Source organism: Luteimonas sp. 3794 (assembly GCF_031456825.1).
Taxonomy (GTDB): Bacteria; Pseudomonadota; Gammaproteobacteria; order Xanthomonadales; family Xanthomonadaceae; genus Luteimonas.
Map to the genome: position 1 here is coordinate 50,229 of NZ_JAVDVJ010000008.1, position 21,147 is coordinate 71,375.

At 66.9% G+C, this 21,147-nt stretch carries 20 protein-coding genes; 12 read left to right on the forward strand and 8 right to left on the reverse strand.

Features of this window, described 5'->3' with window-relative positions:
- Positions 1–176: 176 nt before the first annotated feature.
- Positions 177–1,148 carry a 50S ribosomal protein L3 N(5)-glutamine methyltransferase gene (prmB, locus tag J2X52_RS11950; protein WP_310153471.1) on the reverse strand — a complete coding sequence of 324 codons (972 nt, stop codon included), beginning with the start codon at positions 1,146–1,148 and terminating at the stop codon, positions 177–179.
- 109 nt (positions 1,149–1,257) lie between these two features.
- Here prmB and J2X52_RS11955 point away from each other — a divergent pair, with 109 nt between their 5' ends.
- Genes J2X52_RS11955 through J2X52_RS11965 form a run of 3 tightly spaced genes read left to right on the forward strand, consistent with a single transcriptional unit; the run spans position 1,258 to position 3,822 of the window.
- Entirely contained in the window at positions 1,258–1,923 is a 666-nt protein-coding gene (locus J2X52_RS11955) for an SCO family protein (protein WP_310153474.1), read from the forward strand.
- Positions 1,920–2,780: an archaetidylserine decarboxylase gene (gene asd, locus J2X52_RS11960; protein WP_310153477.1), complete on the forward strand. Its 861-nt coding sequence runs from the start codon at positions 1,920–1,922 to the stop codon at positions 2,778–2,780. Before J2X52_RS11955 ends, asd begins: the two co-directional genes overlap by 4 nt.
- 25 nt (positions 2,781–2,805) lie before the next feature.
- Entirely contained in the window at positions 2,806–3,822 is a 1,017-nt protein-coding gene (locus J2X52_RS11965) for a hypothetical protein (protein ID WP_310153480.1), read from the forward strand.
- Positions 3,823–3,854: 32 nt separating this feature from the next.
- Here J2X52_RS11965 and J2X52_RS11970 read toward each other — a convergent pair whose 3' ends face one another.
- On the reverse strand, positions 3,855–5,402 hold the full coding sequence (locus tag J2X52_RS11970; RefSeq protein ID WP_310153483.1) for a transglycosylase SLT domain-containing protein: 1,548 nt from the start codon (positions 5,400–5,402) through the stop codon (positions 3,855–3,857).
- A gap of 127 nt (positions 5,403–5,529) precedes the next feature.
- Between J2X52_RS11970 and J2X52_RS11975 the strand changes: the two genes are divergently transcribed.
- Genes J2X52_RS11975 through J2X52_RS11985 form a run of 3 tightly spaced genes read left to right on the forward strand, consistent with a single transcriptional unit; the run spans position 5,530 to position 8,127 of the window.
- Positions 5,530–7,029: a helicase HerA-like domain-containing protein gene (locus tag J2X52_RS11975; RefSeq protein ID WP_310153485.1), complete on the forward strand. Its 1,500-nt coding sequence runs from the start codon at positions 5,530–5,532 to the stop codon at positions 7,027–7,029.
- A 7-nt stretch (positions 7,030–7,036) separates the two neighbouring features.
- Positions 7,037–7,543, forward strand: coding sequence for a transcription elongation factor GreB (greB, locus tag J2X52_RS11980; RefSeq protein WP_310153488.1), 507 nt, complete (start codon positions 7,037–7,039; stop codon positions 7,541–7,543).
- A gap of 32 nt (positions 7,544–7,575) precedes the next feature.
- The gene (locus tag J2X52_RS11985) at positions 7,576–8,127 is read left to right on the forward strand and encodes a hypothetical protein (protein ID WP_310153491.1); all 552 of its coding nucleotides are present in this window, start codon (positions 7,576–7,578) and stop codon (positions 8,125–8,127) included.
- 122 nt (positions 8,128–8,249) lie between these two features.
- On the opposite strand, the gene J2X52_RS11990 is transcribed toward J2X52_RS11985, so the two are convergent.
- Positions 8,250–8,645 (reverse strand): hypothetical protein, encoded by a 396-nt coding sequence (locus J2X52_RS11990; RefSeq protein WP_310153494.1) that lies wholly within the window; start codon positions 8,643–8,645, stop codon positions 8,250–8,252.
- On the reverse strand, positions 8,642–10,012 hold the full coding sequence (gene rimO, locus J2X52_RS11995; RefSeq protein ID WP_310153495.1) for a 30S ribosomal protein S12 methylthiotransferase RimO: 1,371 nt from the start codon (positions 10,010–10,012) through the stop codon (positions 8,642–8,644). Before rimO ends, J2X52_RS11990 begins: the two co-directional genes overlap by 4 nt.
- Before the next feature lie 175 nt (positions 10,013–10,187).
- Here rimO and J2X52_RS12000 point away from each other — a divergent pair, with 175 nt between their 5' ends.
- Together J2X52_RS12000 and J2X52_RS12005 are read left to right on the forward strand one after the other, a co-directional pair.
- Positions 10,188–10,877 carry a dienelactone hydrolase family protein gene (locus J2X52_RS12000; RefSeq protein WP_310153498.1) on the forward strand — a complete coding sequence of 230 codons (690 nt, stop codon included), beginning with the start codon at positions 10,188–10,190 and terminating at the stop codon, positions 10,875–10,877.
- Entirely contained in the window at positions 10,874–11,287 is a 414-nt protein-coding gene (locus J2X52_RS12005) for an HIT family protein (protein WP_310153502.1), read from the forward strand. The genes J2X52_RS12000 and J2X52_RS12005 overlap by 4 nt, the downstream gene beginning before the upstream one ends.
- 1 nt (position 11,288) lies before the next feature.
- Here J2X52_RS12005 and J2X52_RS12010 read toward each other — a convergent pair whose 3' ends face one another.
- From J2X52_RS12010 to apbC, 3 genes are all read right to left on the reverse strand, one after another.
- Positions 11,289–11,798 carry an RDD family protein gene (locus tag J2X52_RS12010; RefSeq protein ID WP_310153504.1) on the reverse strand — a complete coding sequence of 170 codons (510 nt, stop codon included), beginning with the start codon at positions 11,796–11,798 and terminating at the stop codon, positions 11,289–11,291.
- Between the two features lie 30 nt (positions 11,799–11,828).
- Entirely contained in the window at positions 11,829–12,401 is a 573-nt protein-coding gene (gene dcd / locus J2X52_RS12015) for a dCTP deaminase (RefSeq protein WP_232117224.1), read from the reverse strand.
- Between the two features lie 82 nt (positions 12,402–12,483).
- Positions 12,484–13,341, reverse strand: coding sequence for an iron-sulfur cluster carrier protein ApbC (gene apbC / locus J2X52_RS12020; protein ID WP_310153511.1), 858 nt, complete (start codon positions 13,339–13,341; stop codon positions 12,484–12,486).
- A 256-nt stretch (positions 13,342–13,597) separates the two neighbouring features.
- Here apbC and J2X52_RS12025 point away from each other — a divergent pair, with 256 nt between their 5' ends.
- The 4 genes from J2X52_RS12025 (at position 13,598) to rnfB (ending at position 20,046) form a co-directional block, all read left to right on the forward strand.
- Positions 13,598–14,041 (forward strand): DUF2147 domain-containing protein, encoded by a 444-nt coding sequence (locus J2X52_RS12025; RefSeq protein WP_310153513.1) that lies wholly within the window; start codon positions 13,598–13,600, stop codon positions 14,039–14,041.
- 321 nt (positions 14,042–14,362) lie between these two features.
- Positions 14,363–17,395 carry a TonB-dependent receptor gene (locus J2X52_RS12030; RefSeq protein ID WP_310153516.1) on the forward strand — a complete coding sequence of 1,011 codons (3,033 nt, stop codon included), beginning with the start codon at positions 14,363–14,365 and terminating at the stop codon, positions 17,393–17,395.
- 109 nt (positions 17,396–17,504) lie between these two features.
- Positions 17,505–19,577, forward strand: coding sequence for a methionine--tRNA ligase (gene metG, locus J2X52_RS12035; protein WP_310153519.1), 2,073 nt, complete (start codon positions 17,505–17,507; stop codon positions 19,575–19,577).
- 55 nt (positions 19,578–19,632) lie between these two features.
- On the forward strand, positions 19,633–20,046 hold the full coding sequence (gene rnfB, locus J2X52_RS12040) for an Rnf electron transport complex subunit RnfB (protein ID WP_310153522.1): 414 nt from the start codon (positions 19,633–19,635) through the stop codon (positions 20,044–20,046).
- 13 nt (positions 20,047–20,059) lie between these two features.
- On the opposite strand, the gene J2X52_RS12045 is transcribed toward rnfB, so the two are convergent.
- On the reverse strand, positions 20,060–21,145 hold the full coding sequence (locus J2X52_RS12045; protein ID WP_310153525.1) for a TraB/GumN family protein: 1,086 nt from the start codon (positions 21,143–21,145) through the stop codon (positions 20,060–20,062).
- Between the last annotated feature and the right edge of the window lie 2 nt (positions 21,146–21,147).

The following is a 21,147-nucleotide window of genomic DNA, read 5'->3' on the forward strand; positions in this document are numbered from 1 at the left end:
GCAAGCTTAACGCGACCGGGCCGCGCGTGGACGCATGGTTTCCGGGCGAACCGTCGGAATCACGGCGTCGTCTCGACGCAGCAACTGTAGGAGCGCGCTTGCGCGCGAAGAGGCTTTCCCGAGCACAGCCGTTCGCGCGCAAGCGCGCTCCTACAGGAGAGGACCTGGACGCGGCCTCAGAACAGGCCCGCGCCCGCACTTCCCGTCGCCGCGACCGCGGCCGAGGTCTTGCCCTCGCGCTCGGCCGCCAGCTGGGTGATGCGCGCGCTGTGCGTGACCAGGTCGTGGCGTTCGACGACGAAGATGCCCATCTGACCAACCTGGAACTCGATCCACATCAGCGGCAGTTCCGGCAGCAGCTTGACCAGGTGCTGCTCGGATTCGCCGACTTCGCAGATCAGCAGGCCGTCCTCGGTCAGGTGCAGCGGCGCGTCGCGCAGGATCTTCAGCACCAGGTCGAGGCCGTCGTCGCCGGCGCGCAGGCCCATCTCGGGCTCGTATGCGTATTCGCGCGGCAGCGCATCGGTCTCGTCGTTGGTGACGTAGGGCGGATTGGTGACGATCAGGTCGTAATGCTCGCCCTGCAGGCCGTCGAACAGGTCGGACTTGAGGAAGCGCGTATTGCGCACCTCGAGCCGCTTTTCGTTTTCGGCGGCCAGCGTCAGGGCCTCGTCGCTGAGGTCGATGCCGTCGACGTGCCAGTCCGGGTTGTGATGGGCCATCGCGATCGCGATGCAACCCGAGCCGGTGCACAGGTCCAGCGCGCGCCGCACTTCGCGGCCACCGAGCCAGGGCTCGAAGCCGCTGAGGATCAGTTCGGCGATCGGCGAGCGCGGCACCAGCGCGCGCGCATCGGACTTGAAGCTCAGGCCAGCGAACCAGGCTTCACCGGTCAGGTAGGCGGCCGGCACGCGCTCTTCGATGCGGCGCAGGAACAGGCCCAGCACGTCTTCCTTTTCCGACAGCGTGACCCGCGACTGGCCGTAGACCGGGCTCAGGTCGTGCGGCAGATGCAGCGCATGCAGGGTGAGCTGGGTGGCCTCGTCGATCGCGTTGTCGTAGCTGTGGCCGAAGGTCAGGCCCGCGGCATTGAAGCGGCTGGCGCCGTAGCGGATCAGGTCGACAATCGTCTGCAGTTCTTCGGTCATGGCGCGTGGCGCTCGGGACGGCTGGAGGCCGCGGATTATAGGCCACCGGCCGCCGCGGCCCCCGGGGACGTGCCGGTTATCATGGCCGGCGCCCGAACCGGATTCTTCGATGTTCAACAGGACCACCCTCGTCATTCTCTGTGTGGCGCTCGCCGGCGGGCTGGGCCTGCTGGCCGCGCAGAAATATTTCACTTCCTCCGGTAGCGCGGCCGTGCCCGAACTCGAGGTGGTGCAGCTGTATCCGGAGCCCCGCGCGCTGCCCGATTTCGCGCTGCAGCAGTCGGACGGCACGCAGCTGCTGCCCGGCGAACTCGCCGGCCACTGGACGCTGGTGTTCATCGGCTTCACTCATTGCCCGGACATCTGCCCGATGACGTTGACCCATCTGGCCCAGGCCCAGCGCCAGTGGGAGGCGCTGCCCGAAGCGACGCGCCCGCGGGTGCTGTTCGTCTCCGTCGATCCCGAGCGCGATACGCCCGAGCGTCTGGGCGATTACGCGCATGCCTTCCACCGCGACACGCTGGCCGCGACTGCCGACGTGCCTGCGCTGGAGGCCTTCACCCGCTCACTGTCGATGGTCTTCGCCCGCGTGCCGCTGGACACGGACGCGCCCGACGGCGCCTACACCCTCGACCACAGCGCTTCGCTGGCCGTGCTGGATCCCCACGGCCGCATGGCCGGTGTGGTGTCGGGCCGCGTGCTCAACGCCGAAACGCCCCGCCCCGACGCCGTGGCCGCCGATCTGCTGCGCCTGACCGCCGAGTACCGCCCATGAGCCTTGTCACGTCGCTGACCTATGCCCTGCCGCACCGCTACCTCTCATCGCTGGCGCGGCGTCTGGCGTACTCGCAGAACCCCGGCACGCGCCGCTGGCTGATCGACACCGTCGTGCGCAAGTTCGGCGTGGACCTGTCGGAAGCGGCGAATCCCGATCCGGCGTCCTACGCCAGCTTCAATGCGTTCTTTACCCGCGCACTGCGTGAGGGCGTGCGTGTGCCCGATCCCGACCCGCGCGCGCTGGTCATGCCGGCCGACGGCCACATCAGCCAGTGCGGCCCGATCGAGGCCGGACGCATCTTCCAGGCCAAGGGCCAGTCGTTCACCGTCGCCGAACTGCTGGGCGACACAGCCGATGCCGCGCCGTTTCTCGACGGCAGTTTCGCAACGGTGTACCTGTCGCCGCGCGACTACCACCGCGTGCACATGCCCTGGACCGGCACCCTGCGCGAAACCGTGCACGTGCCCGGCCGGCTCTTCAGCGTCGGCACCGCCGCGGTGTCGAAGGTGCCGCGCCTGTTCGCCCGCAACGAGCGCCTGGTCTGCCACTTCGACACCGACTTCGGCCCGATGGTCCAGGTCATGGTCGGCGCGCTGCTGGTCTCGGGCGTGGAAACGGTCTGGAGTGGCGAGGAGATTCCCGCCTACGGCGACCGCATCCAGCGCAAGGACTGGCGCGGCAAGGGCATCACCCTGCAGCGCTTCGAGGAAATGGCGCGCTTCAATTACGGTTCCACGGTGATCGTGCTGCTGCCCAAGGGCGTGGCCGATCTGGAACCGACCCTGCACGCCGAGTCTCCGGTGAGACTGGGCCAGCGGCTGGCGACCCGGAACACCGCCGATATCGCGAGCTGATCGCCCGGACAGCAGGGACCGCACCGTGTCACGGACTGACGTCATCCTCCCGCTCCCCGACCGGGGAGCCGCCCATCCGCGCCGCTGGCGACCCACTGCGCTGTCCTGCCTGGTCGGCGCCCTGGTCGCACTGAGCGGCTGCGCCAGCAAGAGCGAAGCCGAACAACTGGCCAAACTGCGCGCCGGCTTCACCTACCAGCGCTATCAACAGCTGTCCGGCCCCGGCCTGCCGACCGCTGTCGAGGCCTACCGCAGAACCTCGGAAGTCGCCGGAAAACCCACTCCGCCCTTCACCCCCGCGGATCTGTGTACCGCGCGCGTCCTGATGGCCTATGCCGCGCTGGCCGCCGACAAGCAGATACTGACCATTGCCGAGGCCGATCTGATCGACCGCCACGACTGTGACGCCTTCTCGCGTCATGCCGCCCAGTCGCTACGCATCGTGACCTACCAGCGCCGCGGCTGGCACGAGCTGGCACAGGTCGACAGCCAACTCGACCCCGCCACGCTCGACGCGGAGAAGACGAATGCCATCACCCAACTGGCCGCGCTGCACCTGGTGCTGATCTATACCGGCGTGATGGACAAGAAATGGGATCGCGTGGTGCTGCATGTGGAGGGACTGGGCGCGTTGATCGGCACGCCGTGGCTGGGTGATCTTGGCCACGCGTGCCTGGACATCCATGAAGGACGCACCCGCGAAGGCCTGCGCCGGATCAAGCGGGTCAGCGAGAACCCGCACGTCCCCGAGGAGGTGAGAACGGAGCTCGCCGCGTTCATCGCCACTGTCGAACTACGTGCCGGCAATCTCGACGAATCGGCGGGAAAGCTGATGCTGCGCATGACCTGGATGGCACTGCGTCAATATGGCCCGGACAACCTGCGCAGACTCATCGGCTTCGTTGAGCACAACGGCTGGCGACGCTTGACCAGCGCTCCCGCCGACATGCGTGCATCACTGGCGGAACGCTGGCATCGGTGGCGCGGCGGCGCCGATACCGATGCCGCCATGGACGAAGAGACGCTTCCCGCCATCCCCTGATACGCCGCCGAGCCGCCGAGCCGCTGTCCGCGCTATCGCGTGCAGCCGGCCAGCGTCAACGCCTGTCCCTGGCGGAGTGCGTAGGCCGGCGCGCGCAGGTTGTTGGCCTGGGCCAGCGCGGTCACGTCGCAGCCATAGCGCTGGGCGATGCTGCCCAGCGTTTCGCCACGTGCAACGCGATGCGTACGTGCCGGTACTGGCGCAGCCTCCGGCGGACGCGGCGCGGCAGCGGACGGCGGTACCGCGGCCGGCGGCGGATCGCCATCGGTCGACAGCACTTCGATCGCACCTGTGCGTACGATCGCCGCGCGCGGATCGCTGTTGACCAGCTCGGCTGCGAGATCGGCGCGGTCGCCGCGCACGCACCAGCGCTTGTACAGGCTGGCCATGCGCGTGGTGCCGGCGAGCGTGGTGCCGACCGGCAGCAGGCTGTCGGCCTCGTAGCTCGGGTTGAGGTTGCGCAGCGCGCGCATGTAACCGTCGCGGGTGGTGCCGTTGCCCATGCAGATCGTCAGCTCGTAGATCGACGCCGGGCGTTCGAGGGTGAAGGTGGCCGGGCGCGTGTCGATCTTGGGGAACGTCAGGCCGTATTCCTCCGGATGCAGGTACAGCCAGGCCGCGGCGATGACCATCGGCACGTAGTCCTTGGTTTCGGCCGGGAACTGGTTGTAGACGCCGGGGTCCCAGAAGCTGCGGCCGTTGGCCTCGCGGTAGATCCGCAACGCCCGGCCTTCGCCGCCGTTGTAGCCGGCCAACCAGTATTCGATCTCGTTGCCGTGCTGGGCGAAGCGCTCGTTGAGATACACCGCCGCGGCATCGGCCGACAGGCGCGGGTCGTAGCGCGTGTCGAAGCCGGTGCCGTCCGGCCCCAGGCCGAAGCGACGCCCGGTGGCCGGCATGAACTGCAGCGGACCTGCAGCGCCGGCGCGCGAACGCGCATGCACGCGGCCGTTGGATTCCTTGGCGAGGATGCCGAACAGCAGCGCTTCCGGCAGCCCGCTGCGCTTGAACGCCGGCGACATCAGGTGCTGCATGTACTGATAGTTCTCATGGCTGGTCATCAGCGACACGCGCATGTCGGTGAGCCAACGGCGGATCGAGGCCTGCACAGCCGGGTTGAGCTGGACCATGCGCTTGAAGCGCTCGTCCTCGGCCAGCAGCGCCGACGCACTGGCAGCCGCCGGCACATCGGCGGTGGGCAGCGTGCCTTCGAGGCCATCGAGATCCGGGCCATCCGGGCCCTGCCCGGCCTGGGCATCGGCATCGGCCTTGAGCAGGCGCTTGTAGGTCGTCAGCAGCTGCGGAACGCTGCAGCCACGCTGCTTCTCGCAAGCCAGCATCACGTCTTCCATGTCCTCCAGCGCGGCGTTGCTGGCATTGATGCCGGCCGGGTCGTCGTTGGCGATCTGCACCAGCGCCTGGCGGTAGCGGGCCTCGGCATCGAGCATGCGCTGGTTGAGCGCTTCGCCGGCTTCGCGGTCGCGGCGCGACTGCGCGTTTGCATCGGTGGCCGTGCCGGCCAGCGCGAGCGCCAGCGCGAGGGCGCCGAGGCGCAACGTCGTGGAAACGGAATCTCGCATCGTGACGGGGGTCCAGCAGACAGGGCCCGCAGGGTAGCCCTGCCTGTTGCAGAGGGGCAAGGCGCGCGTCGCGAACCGCGACGCAGTCGCTAGAATCGCGGCATCCACTTCATGGAGCGTCCGCGCGATGGATCCGATCCTGCTCGGCAAGGCTGTCACCACCCCTGACGCCGGGCCCGTGCACCTGCTGCCGAAGTTCGGTAACCGGCATGGTCTCGTGGCCGGCGCGACCGGCACCGGTAAGACCGTCACCCTGATGACGCTGGCCGAGGGCTTCTCGCGCATCGGCGTGCCGGTGTTCATGGCCGACGTCAAGGGCGATGTCGCCGGGCTGGCGGTCGCGGGAACGGCGAGCGACACGCTGCTCGCTCGCGCGGCCGAGATCGGCGTTGCCGACTGGGCTCCAGCCGCGAGTCCGGTGGTGCTCTGGGACCTCTACGGCAAGCTTGGCCATCCGGTGCGCACGACGGTCAGTGAAGTCGGCCCACTGCTGCTGGCGCGCATCCTCGAACTCAACGACACCCAGTCCGGCGTGCTCGACATCGTGTTCAAGCTCGCCGACGACCGCGGTCTGCTGCTGCTCGATCTCGCGGATCTGCGCGCGCTGCTGGGCGTGGTGACCGACGAGCGCAAGGAGATCTCCACGCAGTACGGTCTGGTCAGCCCGCAGTCGGTGGCCGCGATCCAGCGCTCGCTGCTGCGGCTGGAACAGGACGGCGGCGATCACTTCTTCGGCGAGCCGGCGCTGGAACTCAACGATCTGATGCGCACGTCCACTGACGGCCGCGGCGTCATCGGCATCCTTGCCGCCGACCAGCTGATCCTGCGCCCGCGGCTGTATTCGAGCTTTCTGCTTTGGCTGCTGTCGGAACTGTTCGAGACGCTGCCGGAAGTCGGCGATCTGGACAAACCCAAACTCGTCTTCGTGTTTGACGAGGCGCATCTGCTGTTCAACGATGCGCCAGCCGCGCTGCAGCAGCGTATCGAACAGGTGGTGCGCCTGATCCGCTCCAAGGGCGTGGGTGTGTACTTCTGCTCGCAGTTTCCCGACGACGTGCCCGACAATGTGCTCGGCCAGCTCGGCAACCGCGTGCAACACGCGCTGCGCGCGTTCACCCCGCGCGACCAGAAGGCCGTGCGCATCGCGGCCGAAACCTTCGTGCCGAATCCTGCGCTTGATGTCGCCCGCGCGATCTCGCAACTCGGTACCGGCGAGGCGCTGGTGTCCACGCTGCAGGACAAGGGCGTGCCGATGCCGGTCGAGCGCACGCTGATCGCACCGCCGCGCTGCCGCATGGGTGCGATCACGCCCGAAGAGCGCGCACAGGTGCGCGCGAACAGCCCAGTCGGCGGCAAGTACGACACGGCGATCAATCGCGAATCCGCAGCCGAACTGCTCGCGAAACGCGCCGAGAACGCGACCGCGCAGGCGAAGACACCGCTGGCCAAGACCGCACGCGAAGCCGAGGCCGACGAGGGCGAAGGCGGCGTCGGCCGCTCGATTAACGAATTCCTGTTCGGCACCGGGCGCCGCCAAGGCGCGGTGCAGGCAGCCGGCAAGCAGGCGGTGCGCACGATCACCAATCGCATCGTCCGCAATCTGCTCGGCGGGATCCGGCTCAAGTGAGCAGTCGATGAGCCGCTGGCGCCCGCCCGCCGAGAAGAGCACCGCGCTGATCACGCCGGAAGGCCATGCGCGCCTGAAGGCCGAGCTCGACGATCTGTGGCGCGTGCGCCGGCCCGAGGTCGTGCGCGCCCTGTCGGCCGCGGCGGCCGAAGGCGACCGCTCCGAGAACGCGGAATACACCTATCGCAAGAAGCAGCTCGGCGAGATCGACCGGCGCGTGCGCTATCTGTCGAAGCGGCTGGAATCGCTGCGCGTGATCGATGCCGCCCCCAGCGATCCCGACGCCGTGTTCTTCGGCGCGCATGTCGAGCTGGAAGACACCGACAGCGGTGAGCTGGCGCACTACCGCATCGTCGGACCCGACGAAACCGACGCGAAAGCCGGCTGGATCAGCATCGATTCGCCGCTGGCGCGCGCGATGCTCAAGAAGCGCGTCGACGACGAATTCGAAGCGCAGCTGCCGGGCGGCCTGGTGCGCTTCGCGGTGCTCGCCGTGGACTATCGCGCGGCGTGAGCGCGTCTGTTGTCCCGGCGTGGCGGCGGCGCTTGAACATTCGCCTCGCTGCGCGCGTTCTGTCAGCGCTGCTGCTGCCAGTCGGCTTGTTCGCCCTGCCCGCATGCACGCGTGACGCATCGCCGACGACCTCGCAGGACCGTGCCGCGCCGGCACCGGACGCGAAGGCGCTCGCGCACGCGGACCTGGCGCATCGCCTGCGGCGGTTCCTGATAGAGCGCACCGCACCCGGCATCGCGCGCGGACCGATGGCGGCCGCCGACGAACGTTTCCGGCTCGGCGCGTTCTGGCGTGCCCGCACGGACACCCATCATTTCGGCGCCGATTTTCGGTCGCGCGCGGAGATAGCACTCGCGGCATCCGGCTCGGCGCCGGCCGCCGACGCCGCGCTACGCCAGCTGCGCGACACCGTGGAAGCTCGCTTGCCAGCGTGGCAGGCCCTGGTCGACTACAACGCCGCAGGCACGATGCGCGACGACGGTGGTGACGAAGGCCGCCGCCTGCTGCCCTGGGCGATCGCGTCGATCGACGCGATCGAGGTCGCGACCTGGGACTATGTGGATGCAGTCGAGGCGGCGCGCTGACACACGCTAACGTGCCGACGATCCACGCCTGGTAACGAATCGCGCGTCATCCGCAGCAGGGAGGACGTGCAAAGAACGCATGGCGCGCTCGACCAAGCAGAGGTCGGCGCAGATGCACGCTGTCAATCGACGCGACGCATCTCGAAGATCCCGTCATCCGACAACGCAGTGAAATACCCGGTCGTCGACGTGAAGTTCTTGTCCGGAAACTCGGTGCCCGGCGACACGCGGCAGAACAGGAACGCGCGCGAATACGCGCACTGCAGACGCGCTTCCGGCCCGATGTCCGGGAACAGCCCGTGCTGCTCCATCGCGCTCAGCGGCAACAGCGCGAGGCCCTCGCCGCGGAACATCGCCAGCCAGCCCCGGCCTTCGGCGCGCACTATCAGCTGGGCATCGGCGGGAAACGCCGCGCCGCCTTCGCCGGCCGGCTGATACGTGCCGCTCAATCCGTCGGCGCCCTGCGCGACACCGGCTGCGCATAACCCAGCCGCGAGCAGCACCGCGCGGCGGATCACGCCAGCACCTCGGCGACCTCGCCGTAGAGATCGTGCTCGTCGCTGCCCATGATCGCGACATCGACGAAATCGCCGGGCTGCAGGTCGGCCTCGCGGCCATCCTGGATCTGCACCACGCCGTCGATCTCGGGCGCATCGCCCATCGAGCGGGCGATCGCGAGATCGCCGTCGACCATGTCGACGATGCACATCTGCACCGTGCCGACCTTGGCTTCGAGGCGCGCGGTCGAGATCTCCGCCTGCTTCTCCATGAAGCGCGCGAGGCGCTCCTGCTTCACCTCTTCGGGCACGGCGTCGGGCAGCGCATTGGCCGTTGCGCCGGTGACGGGCGAATACGCAAACGCACCGACGCGATCGAGCTGCGCCTCGTCGAGGAAGTCCAGCAGCTGCTGGAAATCGTCTTCGGTCTCGCCGGGGAACCCGACGATGAAGGTGCTGCGGATCGTCAGCTCGGGGCAGATTTCGCGCCAGCGCGCGATGCGCTCGCGGGTCTTGTCGATCGCGCCTGGCCGCTTCATCAACTTGAGGATGCGCGGGCTGGCGTGCTGCAGCGGCACGTCGAGATACGGCAGCAGCTTCGGCATGCCGTCGGCGTGGCGCTCGGTCATCAGCGGAATGATGTCGTCGACGTGCGGATATGGATACACGTAATGCAGGCGCGTCCACACGCCGAGTTCCGACAGCCCTTCGCACAGCGCTTTCATGCGCGTGGCGTATTGGCGCTCGCGCCATGTGCGCTCCGCGTAGCGCACGTCGACGCCATAGGCCGAGGTGTCCTGCGAGATCACCAGCAGTTCGCGCACGCCGCCGCGCACGAGCTTCTCGGCCTCGCGCAGCACGTCGTCGACCGGGCGCGAGACCAGATCGCCACGCATGGACGGAATGATGCAGAAGCTGCAGCGGTGGTTGCAGCCTTCGGAAATCTTCAGATACGCGTAGTGCTTGGGCGTGAGCTTGATGCCGATGTCGTCGGCCGCCGCGCGGCGCGGCACCAGATCGAGGAAGGGATTGTGCGTCTGCGGCGCCGCCGAGTGCACCGCGCGCATCACCGAGCCGTAATCCTGCGGGCCGCTGATCGACAGCACGCCGGGATGCGCCTCGCGGATCACTTCTTCGCGCTTGCCCAGGCACCCGGTGACGATGACCTTGCCGTTCTCGGCGATGGCCTCGCCGATCGCGTCCAGCGATTCGGTGACCGCCGAATCGATGAAGCCACAGGTGTTGACGACGACGACGTCGGCATCGTCGTAGGTCTGGACGATGTCGTAGCCCTCGACGCGGAGCTGGGTGAGGATGCGTTCGGAATCGACGAGGGCTTTCGGACAGCCGAGGCTGACGAACCCGACCTTGGGATTGGCTGCGGACATGGGAACCATGGCTTGGAGATGGCCGCCGAGGGCGGCTGGGATCGCGGTCGCACGGCGCAGGGCCCGCGCGCGATGGCTGCGCAGTATAGCGCCGGGCCAGGCATGGACCGGGCGCACGGAAACGTCATTGCTGCCTCGGTTAGACTCGGGTCGCCACCTGAACAGGGAATCCGCCATGGGCCGGGATGTCGTCCTCGCCACGCCCTCCGGACCGGTGAACGCTTGGCGTGCCGAACCGCCGCACGGCGCCGCGGCCCTCGGCGCGGTCGTCGTGATCCAGGAGATCTTCGGCGTCAATGCGCATATCCGCAGCGTCGCCGACGGATATGCCGCCGCGGGCTATCTGTCGCTGGCGCCGGCACTGTTCGACCCCGTCGCCCGCCATGTCGAACTTGCCTATGACGCCGACGGCTTTGCGCGCGGCCGCGAACTGGTCGACGCGCTGGGACTGGAGCGCGCACTCGGCATCCTCCGCGCCTGCCGCGACGCGCTGCAGGCCGAAGGACACCGCCGCCTCTGCGTGGTGGGCTTCTGCTGGGGCGGCACGCTGGCCTTTCTCGCCAATACGCGCTTGGGGCTGCCCGCGGTGAGCTATTACGGCGCACGGACCGTTCCGTTTCTCGACGAACCGCTGCAGGCGCCGATGCTGTTCCAGTTCGGCGCGGACGATTCCGCCATTTCGCCCGGGGACATCGCGCGTCATCGCGCGGCCAAGCCCGACGCGGAAGTCCTGGTGCATCCAGGCGGACACGGCTTCAACCGCGATGTCGATCCGGATCACTACCATCCGGCCAGCGCCGCTGCCGCGCGACGCGCCACCCTCGCCTTCCTCGACGCCGCGCTGCGGCAGGATGCGACGCCATGACCCCTGCCTACACGCTGCATTCGCAGCTCGCCGACGACACCCACCCTCTCACGACGCTCACCCTGTGCGAGCTGCGGCTGATGGACGACGCCAACTATCCCTGGCTGGTGCTGGTGCCGCGCATTGCGAACGCGCGCGAACTGATCGATCTCGATGCCGACCAGCGTCGCCAGTTGACCGACGAGATCGACATCGCTGCGCGCCTGTTACGCGCCGTATGCCAGCCCTACAAGCTCAACATCGCCGCGCTCGGCAACATGGTCGAGCAGTTGCATGTGCACGTGATCGGCCGCGAACAGGACGATCCGGCCTGGCCGGCGCCGGTGTGGGGCCGGGTCGCTGCGCGGCCTTATACGCCGGAGCAACTCGTCGCGCGGGTCAGCCAGTTGCAGGCCGGGCTCCCCCGCTGATTCAGCGCGCGCGGACCACGCGCGTGCCGGCGACGAAATCGTGCCCGCAACGGCGGTCCTGACGGAAGATCATGCCCAGGCTGCCGAGCACGACCAACGCACCCAGGCACGGAATTCCGCCCACGATCTGCAGCGGGAAATAACGCGCGAAGATCGCGCGCAGCGCCGTCACCGGCCGGCCATCGAGCGTAACGATGCGGATGCCGAGCAGACGCTTGCCCCAGGTCTGGCCACCGACGTGCAGTGGCCAGGCGTGGATCGCGGCGAATGCGAGCATGCCGATCAGCATCCATATCGCCTGCAGACCGAAGCCGACCTGCTCACCACGTTGCGCTGCGTCGATTACCGCGCTCCAGTAGCCGCCAAGCCACATCAGCGGCGTGAGCACGGCCAACCCGATCAGGCCATCGATCAGTACGGCGCCCAGGCGCGTGCCACGCTCCGCAAGCTGCTCGACCGCATCGGTCTGCAGCTGCGCGGTCGGCGCTTGGTAGGGATTCGGGTCCTGCATCGCAGCGTCCTTGCGTAGTGGTTCGAACGATCAGGTGCGCGGCAGGGTGACGCCGCGCTGGCCCTGGTACTTGCCGCCGCGATCCTTGTACGAGGTCTCGCACACGTCGTCGGCATCGGACTGGAAGAACAGCATCTGCGCGACGCCTTCGTTGGCGTAGATGCGCGCCGGCAGCGGCGTCGTATTGCTGAACTCCAGCGTGACGTGGCCTTCCCATTCCGGCTCGAGCGGCGTGACGTTGACGATGATGCCGCAGCGCGCGTACGTGCTCTTGCCCAGGCACACCACAAGCGTGTCGCGCGGGATGCGGAAGTACTCGACCGTGCGCGCCAGCGCGAACGAGTTCGGCGGAATGATGCACTCGTCCGCCTCGATGTCGACGAAGCTGCCGGGGTCGAAATGCTTCGGATCGACGATCGTCGAGTTGATGTTGGTGAAGATCTTGAACTCGCGCGAGCAGCGCACGTCGTAGCCGTAGCTCGACGTGCCGTAGCTGACGATGCGCTGGCCGGCCGGGTCCTGCTTGACCTGGCCCGGCTCGAAGGGCTCGATCATGCCCTGCTCGGACATGCGGCGGATCCAGCGGTCGCTTTTGATGCTCATCGTGGGATTCCTGCGGCGCGGCGGCCTGGGCGCCCATTGTCGCCGCGCGGGCCGCCTGCGTCACCCCGCTGCGGCAGCGGCTTCAGACCAGCGACGCGGAAATCGACATCGGCGCCCGGGGTCGCTTCTCGAGTGCTTCCACCAGCCGCCGCGCCGTGGCGAGGTACGCCTGTGCGGCAGGCGAATCGGGCGCCGCAACGACGATCGGCACACCCGCATCGCCCTGCGCGCGGATGCCGATCTCCAGCGGCAGCGAGCCCAGCAGCGGTACGCCGTACTGCGTTGCCATGCGCTGGCCGCCGCCGTCGCCGAACAGGTGCTCGACATGCCCGCAGTTCGAGCACACATGCTGGGCCATGTTCTCCACCAGCCCGAGCACCGCGACCTCGACCTTCTCGAACATCTTCAGCGCCTTGCGCGCATCGAGCGTCGCCACGTCCTGCGGCGTCGTCACGATCACCGCACCGGCCACCGGAATCTTCTGCGCCAGCGTGAGCTGGATGTCACCCGTACCCGGCGGCAGATCCACCAGCAGATAGTCCAGCGCCTCGTCGCCGCCCCACAGCGTGTCGTTGAGCAATTGCGTCAATGCCGACGTCGCCATCGGCCCACGCCAGATCATCGGCGTGTCCTGATCGACCAGCAGCCCGATCGACATCGCCTCAATGCAATGCGCGCGCATCGGCAGGATCGACTTGCCATCCGGACTGTCCGGCTTGCCGGACAGCCCAAGCATCATCGGAATGCTCGGGCCGTACACGTCGGCATCCAGCACGCCCACCCGCGCCCCATCCGCCGCGAGCGCAAGCGCGAGGTTCACCGCAGTCGTGGACTTGCCCACGCCACCCTTGCCGGAGCCGATGGCGAGGATGTTGCGGATGCGGGGAAGTGGCGACAGCGCGTTTTGTACTGCGCGTGCGGGAACTGGTACGTACTTCATGGGGGCGAATGACTGATGCAGGACGTGCATTCTCCCATCATCTTGCTTGCCAGCACGCTTGATCGCGCGCCTTCCTAGACTGAGGACATCCTGGTAATAGCCTGCACGATGCATCAGGTAGCAGCGACCACCTCATCAGGATTTGCTGCAGCGTCTCGACAATCGTAGTCAACTTCTCCCCGTCGTTCGCTTATCAGCTATAACTCCGCTATCTGCGCAAGCGCTGTGCTGGACGCAGCTTGAGGGAGGGATAGCAATGCTGAACAAGAAGAAGGGAGGACTGACGGCCTTGGTGGGCCTGACGTTGGCGCTGGCGTCCATGGTTGCTGCCGCGCAGTCGCCGGTCGGCCGCTGGAAGACCATCGATGATGAAACCGGCCGAGTGAAGTCGATCGTCGAGATCACTCAGGCGGCGAACGGCACGCTCAGCGGACGCGTGGCCCAGGTGCTGCATTCCGATCGAGGCCCGAATCCGGTCTGCGACAAGTGCACCGGCAGCCGCCAGAACCAGCCGATCACCGGCATGACGATCCTCTGGGATTTGAAGCCGAATGGCAGCGAGTGGTCGGGCGGCACGATCCTCGATCCCGCCAATGGCAAGACCTACAAGTCCAAGGCGAAGATGCTCGACGCGAACCGCATCGGGGTGTCGGGCTGCGTCGCCTTCATCTGCCGTGAGCAGGTTTGGCAGCGCGAGTGATGGAGGTGGACGTACCTGCCCGCATCAAGACGCTCTGACCGCACTCGGGTAGCGACTGGCTCGTCGCGCCGGGGGAGGCTGACGCTTTGACCCGGCGCCAACGACGCTGGATGAACGCACTGCACGTTGCAGCCTTCAGCAAGGTCTATGCGCAAATTGCGAGCGGATCAGGCACAACTAAACATCTATTCATGCAAAAAATTAAAAAAAACCCCTTGCATTGGTTACCGCCTTGTGGCAAATAGGTTAACGCTGCGTTAAGCAGCTGCTCGCAAGCCACGTGTTCCAGGTGGCGTGCGGTTTTCTTTCAAGGGGACCCAAATGCTCGTGAACAAGATTTCTCCGCTGTATGCGGCTATTGCCACAACCCTGCTGGCCACCGCTGCGAGTACCGCGCACGCACAGACCGCACCCGCCGCCAGTGGCGAAGCCCAGACGCTTGATCGTGTCAACGTCACCGGTTCGCGCATCGCGCGTGAAGGTTTCGTCACGCCGTCGCCTGTCACCTCCATCTCCGCCGAAGAGATCCGTGCCACCGGCGCGGTCACGATCGCCGACCTGATGACCAAGATGCCGGCGTTGAGCCCGACCTACACGCTCGGCAACTCCACACGTTTCATCGGTACCGCCGGTCTGGGCCTGCTCGATCTGCGCGGCCTGGGCACGGCGCGCACTCTGGTACTGGTCAACGGCCGTCGCCACGTCGGCGCCACTCCCGGCTCAACCGCGGTTGACGTCAACACCATTCCGGTCGAGTGGATCGAGCGCGTCGAGGTGATCACGGGCGGCGCGTCCGCGGTCTACGGCGCCGACGCCGTTGCCGGCGTTGTCAACTTCATCACCAGGAAGTCGTTCGACGGCATTGAAATGCGCGGCCAGAAGGGTTCGGCCAGCGAAGGAGGCTTCGGTCGGCAGTTCTTCAGCATCTCGGCCGGCAGCGATTTTGCCGAAGGCCGCGGTACCGCTGCGATCTCTATCGAGCGCAGCGAGCAGGATCGCTTCAGCCGCACCAGCCGCGAAATCGGCCGCCGTTACCTGGTGACCACACCCAATCCCAACTTCGACCGCACGCAGCCTTCCAGCGAGTCAAACCCGCAGAACATTCTGGGCGGCCCGGGCGGCAATCACTCGATCTCCACTGGTGGTTCGTTCTACACGGGCGGCGTCATCAACGCGAACAGCAATCCGTTTAATCCGAACCTGCGTTACCGCTTCAACCCGGATGGCAGCTTCCAGCGCAACCGTTACGACGGCTGGTACAACGCGACCGGCACGTCTTGTATCGATTGTGACTTCACGGATCTCAACGCGCTCGCCGACCTCGAGCCTACGTTCAACCGTTCCAGCGTGAACGCGATCTTCGGTTTCGACCTCAACGACAATCATCGGGTGTTTGCCGAAGCCAAGTACAGCAAGACAGAATCGAACTTCTACGGCCAATCCGCGTTCGACTCTGCGCTGCGCATCCGCACCGACAACGCCTATATCAGCCCCGAGCTGAGCGCGCTTATCGCCGCCAACCCGGGCCTCGTGCGCACGGCGAATCTGGGAGGAACGCCTACTCAGTTCTTCGAGCTCGGCCGCATGAACGTCGACGCCGGTCGCCGCGGCGAGCAGGTGGACCGCGACACCAAGCGCCTTGTGGTCGGGGTGGAAGGCTTCTTCGGCGAGAACTGGTCGTATGAAACCTCGTTTAACTATGGCGAATCCTCGATCTCGCGCCTGAACCTGAACAACCGCATCAATGAGCGTTGGTGGGCAGGCCTGGATACTGTCCGTGACGCTGGCGGCAACATCGTCTGCCGCAGCACTCTCGACCCGAACGCCTTCAACATCGCCACCGGACAACGCTACAACGCCGCGCTTGTCGCGGGTTGCGTGCCGTTCTCGGTGTTCGGCGATGGTGCAGTGGCAGCCAATCCGGCTGCTGCGCAGTGGTTCAACGTCAACTCCCTCAACACCTCCAAGCTCAAGCAAACGGTGTACGCAGCATCTGTCGCCAATAGCGCGCTGTTTTCGCTGCCCGCAGGCGATGTCGGCTTTGCTGCCGGCGTCGAGCACCGCAGAGAGCAGAGCCAGGAGAACACCGACCCACTGGCTGCGCTCGGCCTGACCTTCCTGAACGCGATCTCCAGCCGTGGCGGCCAGTACGACGTCAGTGAAGTGTTCCTGGAGACTTCGATCCCGCTGCTCGCCGACCTGCCCGGCATCGAGCGCCTCGCCGTCGATCTCGCCGGCCGCTACTCGGACTACGACACCATCGGCAGCACCAAGACCTGGAACATTGGTCTCGACTGGCAGATGTTCTCGTCGCTGCGTCTGCGCGGCACGCTTGCCAAAGCCGTCCGGGCACCTGGTATTGGCGAACTGTTCAATCCGCAGTCGCAGAACTTCGCCCCTGTCAACGACCCTTGCAGCTACACGCCGACGAACAGCAACCGGCCTGGAACTGCGGCCGACCAGGCACTGCGCCAGGCCAACTGCACCGCACTGGGGATCCCGGTCGGCTGGCAGGACAGCTATTCGGCGAACCGTCCCGGCGTGAGTGGCGGCAACCCTAATCTGAGCCCCGAGTCTGCTGACACCGTGTCCTTCGGTGTGGTGTGGCAGCCGGAATTCGTCAGGGGTCTGGGCGTATCGGTCGACTACTGGCGCGTCACGCTGGACGATGCGATCGGCGCCGTCACTGCACAGGTCAATGCGACCCGCTGCGTGGACTCGCCCGGTGGCGTGAGCAACAACCAGTTCTGCGACCAGATCAGGCGCGCGGGTCCTGGCGGCCTCACCGATACACAGGGGCGTTTCTTCCCCGAGCACAGCATCTACGACTGGCGCGCGCTCAATGAGAACCTTGCCAAGTCGCGCCGCGTCGGCGTCGATTTCGAAGTGGACTATCGCTTCGATCTGGCAGGCGGCAACGCGGTCACGCGTCTGGTCGGCACCCGCCTGATCCAGTCGCGCGAGTGGGCGTTCCAGGACTTCCCGAACGAGTTCCGTGAGTGGTCCACCTCGGTGACCGACCCGCGCTACCGTGCGAACCTGGAAGCGTCGTACAACCGCAATGACTGGGATGCCTCCTGGACGATGCGCTACATGCACCACAACCTGCGCGTCGAGCCGGCGTCCTATCAGAGCAACCCGGGTCAGACCACGCCGATCCGCAACGGTTCGTACGTCTACCACAATGCACAGGTCGGCTTCACGTTCCCCGACTCGGGCATTAAGGTGTACATCGGTGCAGACAACCTGTTCGACAAGGATCCGCCGGCGAACTACTTCGGCGCGGACGTCGGTACAGCGTTCTACGACAGCGTGGGTCGCTTCGTGTACATGGGTGCCACTTACAGGTTCTGATGTTCCTGTAATTGCTGCATGAAAGAGCCCGGCTTCGGCCGGGCTCTTTTTTTATGGCAAGGGCCGCATGCGATAATCCCGCTCCGCCCGCTCCCGCAAGCGTCAGTCCATGCCGCGCACGCTGCTCGTCACCACTGCTCTGCCCTATGCCAACGGGCCGCTGCACCTCGGCCATCTGGTCGGTTACATCCAGGCCGACATCTGGGTGCGCGCGCGGCGCATGGATGGGGACACGGCGCGCTTCGTCTGCGCCGACGACACGCACGGCACGCCGATCATGCTCGCGGCCGAGAAGGCGGGCACAACACCCGAAGCCTTCATCGCCGACATCCAGGCCGGGCATGAGCGCGATTTCGCAGCGTTCGGCGTGGATTTCGATCACTACGATTCGACCCATTCGGCGGGCAATCGCAGCATGGTGGAGACGATCTACGGGCGGCTCGATGCCGGCGGTCATATCGCCCGTCGCGATGTCGCGCAGCTGTTCGATCCGGTGCGCGGCATGTTCCTGCCGGACCGCTACGTCAAGGGCATCTGCCCCAAGTGCGGCACGCCGGACCAGTACGGCGACAACTGTGAAAATTGTGGTGCCACGTATTCGCCGAGCGACCTGATCGATCCGGTCTCGGTCGTCAGCGGGGCGACGCCGGAAGTACGCGAGTCGGAACACTTCTTCTTCGAACTCGGCCACTTCGAAGCCTTCCTGCGCGAGTGGCTGGCCGGCGATGTCGCCGTGTCGGGCGTCAAGGCGAAGCTCGCGGAATGGCTCGATGGCGAAGGCGGCCTGCGCGCCTGGGATATCTCGCGCGATGCGCCCTATTTCGGCTTCGAGATTCCGGGCCATCCCGGCAAGTTCTTCTACGTCTGGCTGGACGCGCCGATCGGGTATCTCAGCAGCTTCAAGGCGCTAAGCGCGCGCGAAGGCCTGGACTTCGATGCCTGGCTCGCGCCCGAGGGCGGCGCCGAGCTGCACCACTTCATCGGCAAGGACATCGTCAACTTCCACGGCCTGTTCTGGCCGGCGATGCTGCACGGCGCCGGCCTGCGCGCGCCGACGCGTCTGCACGTCAACGGCTATCTGACCGTCGACGGGGCGAAGATGTCGAAATCGCGCGGCACCTTCGTCATGGCGCGTACCTACCTCGACCAGGGACTCGATCCGGAAGCGCTGCGCTACTATTTCGCCGCGAAGTCCTCGGGCGGTGTCGACGATCTCGACCTCAACCTCGGCGACTTCATCGCACGCGTGAACAGCGATGTCGTCGGCAAGCTGGTCAATCTCGCCAGCCGCTGTGCCGGCTTCATCGGCAAGCGCTTCGACGGACGTCTGGCCGAGGCGTTGCCGGAGCCGGAAACGTATGCGCGCTTCATTGAAGCGCTCGCGCCGATCCGCGAGAGCTACGCGCGCAACGAACCTGCAAGCGTGCTGCGCCAGGTGATGGCGTTGGCCGACGAGGCCAACCGCTACATCGACGACCGCAAGCCGTGGGTGATCGCCAAGCAGGACGGCAGCGATGCCGAGCTGCAGGCGGTCTGCACACAGGGCCTGAACCTGTTCCGCGTGCTGGCGACCGCGCTGCGGCCCGTGTTGCCACGCGTGTCGCGCGAGGTCGACGCGTTCTTCGCTGCGCCGGCCGACACCTGGTCCGCGCTCGACGCGCCGCTGCTCGGCCACGTGATCCAACCGTATGCCCCGCTCTTCACCCGAATCGACCCCAAGCAGATCGACGCTATGACCGACGCCTCCAAGGACACCCTCGCCGCCGCACCGGCTGCACCCGCCGCCGCGAAGAAGCCGGTCGAAGCACCTGCTGCGGCGCCCACGAAAGACGCTGACGCGGATGCGCCGGCGCACATCTCGATCGATGATTTCGCCAAGCTCGACCTGCGCATCGGCAAGGTGGTCGCCTGCGAGTTCGTCGAGGGTTCGGACAAGCTGCTGCGCTTCGAACTCGACGCCGGCGATCTCGGCACGCGCCAGATCTTCTCGGGCATCCGCGCGAGCTACGGCGCGCCGGACACGCTGGTGGGTCGCAACGTGGTGTTCATCGCCAATCTGGCGCCGCGCAAGATGCGCTTCGGCATCAGCGAAGGCATGATCCTGTCCGCCGGTTTCGATGGCGGCGCGCTCGCACTGCTGGATGCGGACGCCGCAGCGCAGCCGGGCATGCCGGTCCGCTGAGCCGGCGCGGCATCGCCGCGACGACACAGACCGCACGCCCAGCCGAACGCCACGCATGCCGCCGTCCCTCGTCGAACGTCTCGACCGCCTGTTGCCGCAGACCCAATGCGGCCAGTGCGGTTTCGACGGCTGCCGCCCCTACGCTGAGGCAATGGCCCGTAGCGAGGCCGACGTCGACCGGTGTCCGCCCGGCGGCGATGCGGGGGCACGCGCGCTCGCCCGCGCACTCGATACCGCCGCGTTGCCGTTCGACCGCGAACGCGGCGTGCACAACGCGCTGCCGCCGGTCGCGCTGGTCATCGAGGCCGATTGCATCGGCTGCACCAAGTGCATCCAGGCCTGCCCGGTCGACGCCATCGTCGGCGGCTCGAAGCTGATGCACACGGTGCTCGTCGACGCGTGCACCGGCTGCGCGCTGTGCGTACCGGCGTGTCCGGTGGACTGCATCGAGATGATTGCCGCCGCCTAGGCGGCCGTCTGCGTCAGGTACCCGTTTCGGGCTGCACCTGAGCAGGCGTTGCAGGTAGGGTCGTGTCGGGCGGTGCGCAGGCCGAACACACGCGCTCCACCGAGTAACCTTTCGCCGCAAGCTTCTCGACCACGCCGTCGGGGCCGAGGAGATGCAGCGCGCCGACGACGACGAGGATGTCGCCAGGCTGTTGCAGCATCTGCTCCAGCTTGGGCAGCCAGGCGTCGTTGCGCTCGGTGTTGATGCGCGCGTAGAGAGCGGGGAATCGCGCCCGCATGTCGAGACCCATCTCCTGCCACAGTGCATCTGCGTTGCCCGCGCGCCAGGTTTCATGCAGTGCCTGGATCGATTCGGGCCCCGCACCCGCCTGCTCCAGCGCCTCCTGCAGCATCTGCGTCTGTTCGACACGGCCCATGCCGTCGAGCAACTCGATCTGTTGCTGCGCGGATTCCAGGCCTGCGGTGGGCGTACCCGCGGCTTGCGCCTGACGCGCGAGTTGGGCATCCATGCCCAGCTTCGCTTCCAGGCCAAAACGACCAAGTTCGGTCGTCGTCACCAGCAACGAGACGAACCAGGGTTCGAACAGCTGCAGGCTCGAGCCGCCGCCTGCGCCCTGCAACGACGCCGCATTCGCATCCGCCCATGCGCGCAGTTGCGTCGCCGTCTGCGCGGGAATCTCGTCGTCGAGCTTGCTGCCGTCGCTGCGCAGGCCGGCCTGCATCATCTGCAGGCCCAGCGTGGGCGAATGCAGCTCCTCCGGTGCAAGCTCGAACACCACTTCGCCGGCGCCGGAGATCACCCGTGCAACGTCTTCGGACAGCGGGTAGTCGGCCGGCGTGAGGAAATGGAACGAACCGAGCAGATACAACGCCCCGTGCTCGCCGCTCACCCGCCACAGCAGCGGCACCGGCGCAGGGGCCAACGCGCCGTAGCCGATCGCGGGGATTTCCTGCAGTCCATCGGCAGGCACGACCACCGGCGAGAGCAGCGTCGCAGGCGCTTCCAGCAACGGCAGTTCGGCCTGGCTCGCGCCACCGGCGAACAGGCAGATCAGCAGTGCACACGAACGGAGCAAACGGAACGGCGCGGGTCGACGCATGC